This is a genomic window from Gulbenkiania mobilis (assembly GCA_004346645.1).
Lineage (GTDB): Bacteria > Pseudomonadota > Gammaproteobacteria > Burkholderiales > Chromobacteriaceae > Gulbenkiania > Gulbenkiania mobilis.
Window position 1 is genome coordinate 26,518 of sequence record SMDA01000005.1, and the last position, 12,005, is coordinate 38,522.

General features: G+C 64.0%; 8 protein-coding genes. 4 read left to right on the forward strand and 4 right to left on the reverse strand.

The window, feature by feature from the left end; genetic code table 11:
- Positions 1 to 107 precede the first annotated feature (107 nt).
- From hemH to EV669_RS08675, 4 genes are all read right to left on the reverse strand, one after another.
- Positions 108 to 1,196: a ferrochelatase gene (gene hemH, locus EV669_RS08660; RefSeq protein ID WP_055434144.1), complete on the reverse strand. Its 1,089-nt coding sequence runs from the start codon at positions 1,194 to 1,196 to the stop codon at positions 108 to 110.
- Positions 1,197 to 1,259: 63 nt separating this feature from the next.
- Positions 1,260 to 3,572, reverse strand: coding sequence for a DNA translocase FtsK (locus tag EV669_RS08665; protein WP_054285824.1), 2,313 nt, complete (start codon positions 3,570 to 3,572; stop codon positions 1,260 to 1,262).
- A 129-nt stretch (positions 3,573 to 3,701) separates the two neighbouring features.
- Positions 3,702 to 4,817, reverse strand: coding sequence for an anhydro-N-acetylmuramic acid kinase (locus EV669_RS08670; protein ID WP_132098427.1), 1,116 nt, complete (start codon positions 4,815 to 4,817; stop codon positions 3,702 to 3,704).
- Positions 4,817 to 6,148 (reverse strand): M23 family metallopeptidase, encoded by a 1,332-nt coding sequence (locus EV669_RS08675; RefSeq protein ID WP_132098428.1) that lies wholly within the window; start codon positions 6,146 to 6,148, stop codon positions 4,817 to 4,819. The genes EV669_RS08670 and EV669_RS08675 overlap by 1 nt, the downstream gene beginning before the upstream one ends.
- A 229-nt stretch (positions 6,149 to 6,377) precedes the next feature.
- Here EV669_RS08675 and tyrS point away from each other — a divergent pair, with 229 nt between their 5' ends.
- The 4 genes from tyrS to rmuC all read left to right on the forward strand — a co-directional run bounded on the left by tyrS (position 6,378) and on the right by rmuC (position 12,002).
- On the forward strand, positions 6,378 to 7,604 hold the full coding sequence (gene tyrS / locus EV669_RS08680; RefSeq protein WP_132098429.1) for a tyrosine--tRNA ligase: 1,227 nt from the start codon (positions 6,378 to 6,380) through the stop codon (positions 7,602 to 7,604).
- Positions 7,605 to 7,619: 15 nt separating this feature from the next.
- On the forward strand, positions 7,620 to 8,633 hold the full coding sequence (locus EV669_RS08685) for a hypothetical protein (protein ID WP_132098430.1): 1,014 nt from the start codon (positions 7,620 to 7,622) through the stop codon (positions 8,631 to 8,633).
- An 8-nt stretch (positions 8,634 to 8,641) separates the two neighbouring features.
- Positions 8,642 to 10,330, forward strand: a complete 1,689-nt coding sequence (recJ, locus tag EV669_RS08690) for a single-stranded-DNA-specific exonuclease RecJ (protein ID WP_132098431.1) — start codon at positions 8,642 to 8,644, stop codon at positions 10,328 to 10,330.
- A gap of 172 nt (positions 10,331 to 10,502) precedes the next feature.
- The gene (gene rmuC / locus EV669_RS08695; RefSeq protein WP_207913821.1) at positions 10,503 to 12,002 is read left to right on the forward strand and encodes a DNA recombination protein RmuC; all 1,500 of its coding nucleotides are present in this window, start codon (positions 10,503 to 10,505) and stop codon (positions 12,000 to 12,002) included.
- Positions 12,003 to 12,005: the final 3 nt, after the last annotated feature.

A 12,005-nucleotide genomic window follows, 5' to 3' on the forward strand; every position in this document is an offset into this window, starting at 1 on the left:
TCGCTGGCAGGCATTCTTGTGAAATACCGCCAGGTGCAATCGATTATGCTGAGGCCCCTATACAGTGTCAACGATGTTTTCAAGGGGTCTGAAAGACAGGTTCGCGCCTACTGTTTCGCTCCAAGTTTTTGTGCTCTTTCACAGCGCAGTGCGGGGTTTTCCCGTGTTTGCGGCAGCCATCCCTGCAGTTGTGAAACCACCATTTCCGCAAGACCCGAAATCCATGCCGGAGAGCTGTTGAGACAGGGGATGTAGTGGTATTCCCCACCGCCTGCAGCGTGGAAGGTTTCCTTCCCTTCCTCCGCGATTTCCTCCAGCGTTTCCAGACAGTCAGCCACGAAGCCCGGACAGATCACGTCAATGCGGCGTGTACCGGCCTGTCCCAGTTGCGTCAGGACATCGGTGGTGTAGGGTTGCAGCCATTCGGCGCGTCCGAACCGGCTCTGGAAGCACACTTCATAGGCGTCGCGGGGCAGTTCCAGCGCTTCGGCCAGTAGCCGGCCCGTCTTGTGACATTCGCAGTGGTACGGATCCCCCTTGTCCAGGGTAAAGCGCGGCACGCCATGAAAGCTCATCACCAGCTTGTCGGGGCGTCCGTGCCGCGCCCAGTGGCTGCGTACGTTCTCGGCCAGCGCGGCGATGTAGGCCGGACTGTCGTGAAAATGGCGCACGGTGCGTACCTCCGGCATGTTGCGCATCTTCATCAGGGTGCGGAACGCTGCGTCCAGGGCCGTTGCACTTGAAGAGCCAGCATACTGCGGATACATCGGAAACAGCAGGATGCGCTCCACACCCTGGCCGCGCAGCTTCTGCATTACGCTTTCCACCGAGGGGTTGCCGTAGCGCATGGCAAAGTCGACCACGAGATCACTCAGGCCGCGTGCCTGTAGGGCTTCGGCCAACGCAGTCGCCTGGTGCCGGGTGTGTACCAGCAGCGGACCTCCCTCCGGCATCCAGACGGTAGCGTATTTGGCCGCTGACTTGCGCGGGCGGGTGTTAAGGATGATGCCGTTGAGGATGAACCACCACACTGCGCGGGGGATTTCCACCACACGCGTATCCGAAAGAAACTCCTTGAGATAGGGCCGCAGTGCCGCGGCCGTGGGCGCGTCCGGTGTGCCGAGATTGATCAGCAGTACCGCTGTGCGTGGCGTGTAGTCGTGACGGAAGGCGGGCTCGTCGAGATAGCGGGCCATGAGAGATCCATTCAAGTAAGGGTCACGTGACAGACAGCCCCGGCAGCTTGGCCGGGGCGCTCATCATTCTTCCCGGGCGGGCACGAGGACGGTGCGGTTGCCGTTGGTTTCCATGGCGGATACCACGCCAGCGGCCTCCATTTGCTCGATCAGACGGGCTGCCCGGTTGTAGCCGATGCGCAGATGACGCTGTACCGAGGAGATGGATGCCTTGCGCGTCTTCAGCACCACGGCAACCGCTTCATCGTAGAGCGCATCACTCTCCGGGTCGCCCCCGCTCACCCCGCCGGCCAAGCCGAATTCTCCCCCTTCGGCGGCACCACCCTCGGTGCCACCGGTGAGGATGCCTTCAATGTAGTCGGGTTCGCCAGTGCTCTTGAGGAATTCCACCACATGATGGACTTCCTCGTCGGCCACGAAAGCGCCATGCACGCGCAGCGGGTAGCCGGTACCCGGCGGCAGGTAGAGCATGTCGCCCTGTCCGAGCAACGTTTCGGCACCCATCTGGTCCAGGATGGTGCGGCTGTCGATCTTGCTCGATACCTGGAAGGCGATGCGGGTCGGGATGTTGGCCTTGATGAGGCCGGTAATCACATCTACCGACGGGCGTTGAGTAGCCAGGATCAGATGGATGCCCGCGGCGCGGGCCTTCTGGGCCAGACGAGCGATCAGTTCCTCGATCTTCTTGCCGGCTACCATCATCAGGTCGGCCAGCTCGTCGATCACCACCACGATCAGTGGTAGCGGATCGAGCGGCTCCGGGGTTTCCGGGGTCAGGCTGAAAGGGTTGGTGAGCTTCGCTCCGCTTTTCTCGGCCTCACGGATCTTGGCATTGAAGCCGGCAAGGTTGCGCACGCCGAGCTTGGACATCAGCCGGTAGCGCCGCTCCATCTCGCCCACGCACCAGTTGAGCGCATTGGCGGCCTGCTTCATGTCGGTGACCACGGGAGCTAGGAGATGCGGGATACCCTCGTAGATGGACAGTTCCAGCATCTTGGGGTCTACCATGATCAGACGCACTTCCTGCGGGGTGGCCTTGTACAGCAAGGACAGGATCATGGCATTGATGGCCACGGACTTGCCCGAACCGGTGGTGCCTGCCACCAAGAGGTGGGGCATCTTGGCAAGGTCGGCCGAAACCGGCTGGCCGGCAATGTCCTTGCCTAGCGCCATGGTCAGGCGGGAGGCCATACCCTGATAGCCTTCCGAGCCGATGATTTCCGACAGGCGCACGATCTGCCGCTTGGGGTTGGGCAGTTCGAGGCCCATGTAGGTCTTGCCGGGGATGGTTTCCACCACGCGGATGGAGACGAGGCTCAGAGCGCGCGCAAGATCCTTCATCAGGTTGACGATCTGGGCCCCCTTCACGCCCACGGCCGGCTCGATCTCGTACCGGGTGATCACCGGTCCGGGATAGGCTGCCACCACCTTGACCTCTACGCCGAAGTCGGCCAGCTTGCGCTCGATCAGGCGGGAGGTGTACTCCACAGTGTCGGGCGAAACAGGCTCGGCCTGTTCCTTGGGGGGCTCCAGTAGCGCCAGTCCCGGCAGCTCACCGTGGTTGGGGTCGGCGAACAGCGAGGGTTGCACCGGTTTTTGCAGCTTGGGCGCCACGGGGACATCCAGCACCGGGGGCTCGATGCGCACTGGCGGTTTCTCTTCGGTCTTCTTCTTTTCCGTGCTGACCCGGGCCTCCCGCTTCTGCGCCACCTCGCGACCGATCTCGCGGTCCTGACGCGCCTGCCAGGCCTGATAAGCGCGCAGCACGGTTTCTTCGGTCCAGCCACCCACCCTTTCCATCAGGTCCAGCCAGGAAATGCCGGTAAATAGGGAGAATCCGATGGCTGCCAGCACCGAAAGGAGCAGGGTGGCGCCACTGAGGCCCAAGGCATGCATCAGCCCCTCACCGAAGAATCGACCGAACATTCCTCCCGCCGTCAGGGGCAGCGGAAGCAACTTCTTCCCTAGGAACACCGCTTCAAGGCTGGCGCTGGCGAGCAGCAGCAGCAGAAAACCGCAGACAGCCGCCACCGTCATCGGATTGAGCTTGACCCCCAGCGTCTCGATACGCCGGTAGCCCCATGCGATCGCAACCAGGCAGAACACCACCAGCCACCAGGCAGACAGTCCGAAGACATACAGCAGCATGTCGGACATCCATGCGCCGAAAGCCCCGCCGTAGTTGCGGATGCTGGGGTCGGAGGAGCTGTGGGACCAGGAAGGATCCTGCGGAGAATAGCTGGCCAGGATCAGCACCAGATAGACCGCAGCCACGGCCATCATCATCCACCACGCTTCCCGCAGCAGGCCGGACAGACGGGGCGGCAGCGGGGAGGCAGTGTTGCGGACGACAGCCTTTTTCTTGAAAAGACGCATAAAAACCGGGTTCGTGGGGGTCGTGTTCAGCCGCACATTATAGCGGCCCAAACCCGGTGCGGGGGGAGTGGCTGCAAGGGGCCGGGCACGGGGCCGCTATCGCGCGGCGGGGGCCGTCCGTCGGGGCGATCAGGCGGGGTAGAGGGCGCCCAGCAGGCGAGTGCCGGTGGCACCGGTAACGGCCGGCAGATTGCCTGCCTGACGCTTGACGAACTGGCGGGCCAGCCAGGCGAATGCGGTGGCTTCCACCTGATGCACCGGCAGGCCAAGCGCTTGGGTGGTAGCGAGCTGTACTCCCGGCAGTGCTTCGGCCAACCCCTGCATCAGCCAGTCATTGCGTGCACCGCCACCGCAGACATATACCGCCTTGACTGCCGCGGCATGATGGCGAATGGCTTGGGAAACGGACTGCACGGTCAACTGCATCAGCGTGGCCTGTACGTCGGTGGGAGAGGGGTCCATGGCATGGCGTGCCCTGAAAAGCTGCAGTTGACGCTCCAGCCAGCGCAGGTCGAAAAGGTCGCGCCCGGTGCTTTTGGGCGGTTTCATCCGGAAGTAGGGCTCTTCCAGCAGCTGTTCCAGCAGGGCCGGGAGGCAGTGCCCCTGCCGTGCCCAGCGGCCGGAGGCATCGTATGGAGTCCCCAGATGGCGTAGTGTCCAGGCATCCATCAGCATATTGCCGGGGCCGGTGTCGAAGCCGGTAACAGCTTCGCCTGGCAGCAGGCAGGTGAGATTGGCGATGCCCCCGATGTTGAGAATGACACGGCCTTCGGTGGCGCTGGCAAAGGTTGCATGGTGAAAGGCGGGCACCAACGGGGCTCCCTGGCCCCCTGCGGCGATGTCGCGGCTGCGGAAGTCGCCGGTCACATCAATGCCGCAGCCTTCGGCCAGGCGTGCGAGATTAACCAGTTGCAGCGTATAGCCGGCTTGCGGCGCATGGCGCACGGTCTGACCGTGACAGCCGACCGCGACCACTGCCGAGGCGGGAAGCCCGCTATGGTCCAGGACCTGCCGCACAGCCTGCGTGTACAGGTCGGACAAGGTGTTGGCCAGCCGGGCTGCCCGGTCCAGTTCGTCGTAGCCAGAGGGCTGCAGCGCCAGCACTTCCGCGCGCAGCACATCACTGAAGGGGACGAATGCCTCGCCCTGCACCGCCAGCTTGCCGCCCTCGTCGAAGGCGACCAACACGGCATCCACGCCGTCAAGACTGGTGCCCGACATCAGGCCGATGTAGTACTCGGTCATCAGTCGAGCTGCGCCACGTTGACGGGGATGTCACGCAGCAAGCGGAGACTGCCTGCCAGCTTGAGGCTGTCGTTACGGAAGGCGATGCGTTCAGAGGCCGTCAGCCCCGGCGTGGGCAGGGCGGTGGTGGCCGGGTCGACAGGCTGGCCGGCCACCTTGACCTCGAAGTGCAGGTGCGGACCGGTGGAGCGGCCAGTATTGCCCACATAGCCGATCACCTCGCCGGCCTTGACCGCCTTGCCGGGGCGTAGGCCGGGAGCGAAGGCGCTGAGGTGGCCGTACAGGGTGGAAAGCTTGCTGCCGTGCCGCAGTTCGATGACGTTGCCGTAGCCGTTCTGCGTTTCGGCCAACTCCACGGTGCCGTCGGAAGGGGCCACCACGGGGGCGCCTATCTTGGCGGCATAGTCGATGCCCTCGTGCATGCGCAGGGCGTGCAGTACCGGGTGGTAGCGTAAGCCAAAGCCCGAGCTGATCGGGGCATCGGACACCGGCTGTTGGCTGAAGCCCTTCTTCATCGGGCGGCCCAGTGCGTCATAGTAGGCACCGGCCTCGCTGCCATGCGCAAAGTAGTAAGCCTGGTAAACCTGTCCGGCTTTTTCCACCTCGGCCGCGAGGATGTTGCCGGTGGCGATCGGCGTACCCTGGTAGTTGAGCGTTTCGTAGACCAGTGACACCCGGTCGCCACGGCCCAGAGTGTTCAGGTCAATCTGATCGGAAAAGATTTCCGCCAGTTGGGCCCGGATTTCCACCGGCACGTCGTTGCGTGCCAGCGCGCCGGTCAGGCTGGAAGTAACGTCCACTGCGCGGACGGTCTGGGTGGCTTCGGTTTCCGGGGCCTGGGCGCTGGCCTGCCAGCGTTCGCCTGCCTTCTCCAGCGCCACCAACACCTTTTCGCCGTTCTCGTCGTCGTTGAGGAAGCGGACGGCGAAAAGCTCGCCCTGGTCATTGGTCTGCACCGACAGTGTGGCGCCTGCCTTGAGACGAAGCAGGTTACGCGAAAGGCTGGGGGTGGAAAGCACGCTTGCCACGTCCCTGTCGCGGATGCCGAGGCGATGCAGCAGCTGCGACAGCGTCTCGCCGCGTGCCACCGGCTCCTCCCGCCAATAGCGGGTGGGGCTGCTGTTCAGCTTGAAGTCGGGCAGGGCCAGACGCTGGGTGATTTCCTGGACGGCCGGGGCCGGTTCCGGCATCTGGCTGCCCGGGGCTACGGCAAAGGCGGTCAGCATGCCGAAGGCAGGCAGGCTGGCCGCTACAGCAAACCAGCCCAGCTGATGATTGACCAGCGAACCGAGGCCGTTTTGCGGTATTTTCAGCAGTTTGCGATAATCCATTGTTCCCGATGGCGCAGACGGAATGCTGCGCGGTTAAACGGTTTCTCTACCCGCCCCTGGGCACTCGAATGGGATGGATGGCGCCCTCAAGGGTGTGTCGTTGCAACACGCACAAAAGCGCATGCTATCAGATCCGGCTGCAGGGCGGAAATCTTTCCCGTTAAGAAACATGAACATAGCCCCGTGCTGCAACAGTACGGCAACAAAACGATCGTTGACAGGAAGCCTCATGACCTCTGGTGTTCGCCCCGAAAATCCCTCCATCGACGAAGCGCTGCGGATCATCAAGCGCGGTGCGGAGGAAGTGCTGATCGAAGCCGAACTCATCGCCAAACTCAAGGAAAACCGGCCACTGCGGGTGAAGGCAGGCTTCGACCCGACCGCGCCCGACCTGCACCTGGGGCATACCGTGGTGCTGACCAAGATGCGCCAGCTGCAGGACCTGGGCCACAAGATCATGTTCCTCATTGGCGACTTTACCGGCATGATCGGCGACCCCTCCGGCAAGAACAGCACGCGCCCGCCCCTGACGCGTGAGCAGGTGGAGGCCAACGCCCGTACTTACCAGGAGCAGGTGTACAAGATCCTTGACCCGGCGCGTACCGAGATCTGTTTCAACTCCACCTGGAACACCGAGCTGGGTGCCGCCGGCATGCTGCGGCTGGCGGCTAGCACCACCGTGGCGCGCATGCTGGAGCGCGATGACTTCAAGAAACGCTTTGCGGGCAACCAGCCGATTGCAATCCATGAATTCATGTATCCGTTGCTGCAGGGGTACGACTCGGTGGCGATGCAGGCCGATATCGAGCTGGGGGGCACGGACCAGAAGTTCAACCTGCTGATGGGGCGCATGCTTCAGGAACAGCACGGTCAGAAGCCGCAGTGCGTGATCATGATGCCCTTGCTTGAAGGGCTGGACGGCGTGAACAAGATGTCCAAGAGCCTGGGCAACTACATCGGCATCGCCGAGCCGGCCGGGGAAATCTTTGGCAAGGTGATGTCGGTGTCCGACACCCTGATGTGGCGCTACTACGAACTCGTGTCCTCGCGTTCGCTGGAAGACATTGCCGTGCTCAAGGCCCAAGTGGAGGCCGGTCGCAACCCGCGCGACGTGAAGATCGAACTGGCGATGGAGCTGGTGACGCGTTTCCACAGCACCGAGGCGGCGCAGGGTGCGCTGGCCGACTTCCAGGCACGCTTCCAGAAAAATGCCATTCCCGATGCCCTGCCCGAGGTGAGCGTCAGCACCGGCGCAGAAGGCCGTATGGCCATCGGTCAGGTGTTGAAGGAAGCCGGGCTGGTGGCCTCCACCTCGGAGGCCTTTCGCATGATCCAGCAGGGCGGGGTGAAGGCGGACGGCGAAAAGGTGGAGGACAAGGGGCTGATGCTTGATGCCGGCACGACCGTGGTGCTGCAGGTGGGCAAGCGCAAGTTCGCCCGCGTAACCCTTGCCTAAGCGGCCAAAACGACGATGAAACTCAAACTGGTGGTGCCGGGGCTTGCCTGGCTGGATGCCGAGGATGGCGCCGAGGTGGCGGCAAAGGTGCCGGTGCCCGCACTCTCCACCCTGTTGGGCCGGGGCCGGCTGGTGTCCGCGCCTCGCCCCCTGTCGGTGATGGCTGCCGGCCTCTTCGGCCAACCTGGTCTTTCGCTGGCGGTGCATGAAGCCCGCCGGGATGGCCTGCTTCCCGACCCTGACAGCCACTGGCTGGTGGCCGATCCGGTTACGCTGCGAGTCGACCGGGACCGGGCGCTCCTGGCGGATGTGGGGGTGATGGCGCTGTCGCAAGAGGAGGCCGATGCCCTCGTGGCCAGCCTCAACCGGCATTTCGCGGAGGACGGCCTGCGCTTTCATGCACCCGGCCCGGGCCGTTGGTATGTGGAACTGCCCGGCCCGACGAAGGCACTTTTCGTGCCGCTGCCGGATGCCGTGGGCGAAGACGTCAACCGCCATCTGCCGGGCGGGTCAGAGGGACTGGTCTGGAGCCGCTTCCTCAATGAACTGCAGATGCTGCTCTATACCCATCCGGTCAACGACGCACGCGAGGCCCGGGGCGAGGTGCCGGTGAACAGTGTCTGGCTGTGGGGCGAAGGGCAGCTTCCGGAAGTGCCGGCGCTCTCCGATGCCGTGCTCGCCGACGACCGGCTGTGGCAGTCGCTGGCCGAGATCGGTGGCACCTTCCATGCTGCCGCGCCTTATGCTTTCGAGGGGTTGGCCGAAGCCGCCACGGCTGCCGAGCGTCCGCTGGTGGTGGTGGATACCCTGCAGGGGCCGGCGCAGTATCGCGACGCCTGGGGCTGGCGTGAGGCGTTGGCCGATGTGGAGCGGCGCTGGTTTGTCCCGGTGCTTGCCGCCATGAAGGATGGTATCGTCAAGCAGCTCGAACTCTCTGCCCATGGGCCGAGCGGCTTCACCCTTGAGGTGAAGGCGTCCGACCTGCTGAAATTCTGGAAGCGTCCGCGTCCGTTGTCCGTCCTTTACTGAAGCCTTCCATGTCACGCATCCTCACCCGCTCCGTTCCGGACGCCGCACACCGCGCGCTGGTGGACGAAGGGCTCTCCCCTCTGATGGCCCGTCTGTATGCCGCGCGCGGCATCGGCACGGCGTGCGAGCTGGACTACACCTTGCGGGCGCTTATTCCTTTCGGGTACCTCAAGAACATCGGCCCGATGGCCTGTCGCCTTGCGGATGCGGTAGAGAAGGGCGAGCGCATCCTGGTGGTGGCCGATTACGATGCCGACGGCGCCACCGCCTGCGCGGTGGCGGTGAAAGGGCTGGGGATGCTGGGCGCGCGTGTCGACTTCATCGTTCCCAACCGCTTTGAATACGGTTATGGCCTGACCCCGGAGATCGTGGAACTGGCAGCGCAAACCCATCCAGACCTGATTCTTACCGTGGACAACGGCATTGCCAGCGTGGCCGGCGTGGAGGCCGCGCGCGCGCGCGGCATCGAAGTGCTGATCACTGACCATCACCTGCCCGGCGACCTCCTGCCTGATGCACTGATCGTCAACCCCAACCAGCCAGGCTGCGACTTTCCCTCGAAGTGCCTGGCGGGTGTCGGGGTGATGTTCTATGTGCTGATGGCCTTGCGCGCCGAGCAGCGCAGCCGTGGCACCTACCGCGAGCGGCCCGAGCCCAATCTGGGCGAGCTGCTGGACTACGTGGCGCTGGGCACGGTGGCGGACGTGGTGCGCCTGGATCAGAACAACCGCATTCTGGTGGAGAACGGCCTCAAGCGTATGCGCGCCGGCCGCATGGCACCGGGTATCGCCGCCCTGTTCCGGGTGGCCGGGCGGGCGCCGCACAAGGCCAATACCTTCGATCTCGGGTTCACGCTGGGCCCACGGCTGAATGCGGCGGGCCGGCTGGACGACATGAGCCTCGGGATCGCCTGCCTGCTCGCCTCCAGCGACACTCAGGCCGAAGCGCTGGCACAGGAGCTCGACCGGCTTAATCGGGAGCGGCGCAGCATCGAGCACAGCATGCAGGACGAAGCCTTGGCAGTGCTTTCCACCTTCGACCCGGCCGATCGCTACACGCTCTCGCTCTACCGTGACGACTGGCACCAGGGCGTGGTAGGCATCGTGGCCTCGCGCCTCAAGGAGCGCTTCCACCGGCCTGCCATCGTGTTCGCCCCAGGTGACTGCGGCGAGATCAAGGGCTCCGGTCGCTCCATTCCGGGCTTTCACCTGCGCGATGCGCTGGATCTGGTCAGCAAGCGCCACCCCGGGCTGATTCAGAAGTTTGGCGGGCATGCCATGGCAGCAGGCCTGACCTTGGCCGAAGTAGCGTTCCAGGACTTCCAGCAGGCCTTCGAGCGCGTTGCACGCGAACTGCTGGATGCCGGGGCTCTCACCCGCACTATCGAGACCGACGGCAGCCTGCCAGGGCGGGAGTTGCATCTGGCCTTGGCCGAAACGCTGGCAGGTGAAGTGTGGGGGCAGGGCTTCCCTCCACCGTGCTTCCACGATGTGTTCGACGTGATCAGCCAGCGGGTGGTGGGTGGAAAGCACCTCAAGCTGCGGCTGGCGCGCGAGGGGGCAGAGTTCGATGCCATGCTGTTCAACCAGAGCGACTGGCTGCCCGACCGCATCGATGCGGTGTACCAGGTGGTGGCCAACGAGTGGCAGGGGCGCAAGGAACTGCAGCTTTATCTCCAGCACTGGACAGCCTGCTAGCTTGCGCGGGCAGGGACTCCTTCCTCCTTTGAGCAAACTGTTTTTGCCGCTTGCCCAACTGGCACTCACGCGCACTGAAGCAAGTACCTGCCCGGCTGATCGTCTTGAATTTGTACATTTTCATCAGATCGCTTAGGCTTGCCGCTGACCCCTTCCCCGAGGATGCACGTTCATGATCGAGATGGTTCTATCTGCTGGTCTGGTGCTAGCCGGTGCACTCGGCTGGTTCGCCGGCCGCGCCCGGCTGTCTGCGCGCCATGCGGAAGAGAGCCGCCTGTGCTTGCAGGAGCAGGCAGCCCTTTCAGCACAGCTGGCCGTCTCTGTGGAACAGCAGCAGCAATGGATGCAGCGCCTGAACGAGGCGGAAGCCACGCTGAGCGCTCTGCGACAGCAACTGGGTGAGGCCCAGCAGCAGGCGGCTGCGCACTGGGCCACGCGTCAGGAGCAGCAGCGGCAGCTGGAGGCGGTGCGCCAAGCGCAGCAACAGCAGGCAGAGCAGGCCCGCGCCCAGGCAGCAGAGCTTGCCCGGCTGGCTGCGCGTGAGCAGGAACTGGCCACACTTCTTGGGGAGGAGCGCCGACAGGCCGCCGAAAAGCTCACTCTGCTGACAGAGGCGCGCGAAGCGCTCTCCAACCAGTTCAAGGCACTGGCGGCCGATATCCTTGAGGAAAAGTCACGCCGCTTCACCGAGCAGAACCGCGAGAACCTGGGCCAGTTGCTCGGCCCGCTGCATGAGCGGATTCAGTCGTTCGGCAAGCTGGTGCAGGACACCTATGACAAGGACTCCAAGGAGCGGTTGACGCTCGAACAGGAACTGCGGCGCCTGCAGGCGCTCAACACCCGGCTCAACCAGGATGCGGTGGCGCTTACCAATGCGCTGACCGGCGCCAGCAGTAAGGCGCAGGGTACCTGGGGTGAAATGGTCCTGGAGAAAGTGCTGGAAACCTCGGGGCTGACCCGCGACCGCGAGTACCGGGTACAGGTGTCGGATGTGGTAGAGACCGAGGAAGGCGGGACGCGTCGCTACCAGCCGGACGTGGTGATCGACCTGCCGGAAGGCAAGCAACTGGTGGTGGACTCCAAAGTATCGCTCAATGCCTACGTGCGCTACACCGCAGCCACCGACGAGACCGTGCGGGACGCCGAACTGAAGGCACACATCACTGCCTTGCGCACGCACATTCGCACGCTCTCCGAAAAGCGTTATCAGGACCTCTACCGACTGCGGACGCTCGATTTCGTATTCATGTTCGTTCCGGTGGAGCCGGCCTATCTTCTGGCGGTGCAGCACGACATGGCCCTGTTCAACGAGGCCTTCGAGCGGCGCATCATGATCGTGGGCCCCAGCACGCTGCTGGCCACCTTGCGCACCGTCGCCAGCATCTGGCGCTACGAGTACCAGAACCAGAATGCGGTGGAGATTGCCCGTCAGAGCGGTGCCATGTACGACAAGTTCGTGGGGTTTGCCGAGACGCTGGAAAAGCTCGGCAAGCAGCTGGGGACGGTGCAGGATACCTACGGAAATGCCATGAGGCAGCTTTGCAGTGGAAGTGGCAATCTTGTGGGGCGGGCAGAAAAGCTGCGCCGCCTCGGCATCAAGAGCAACAAGCAGCTTGCCCCGCATCTCCTGGCGGATGCCGGGGAGGAGCCGGTCCAACTGGCCGATGAGTGAGAA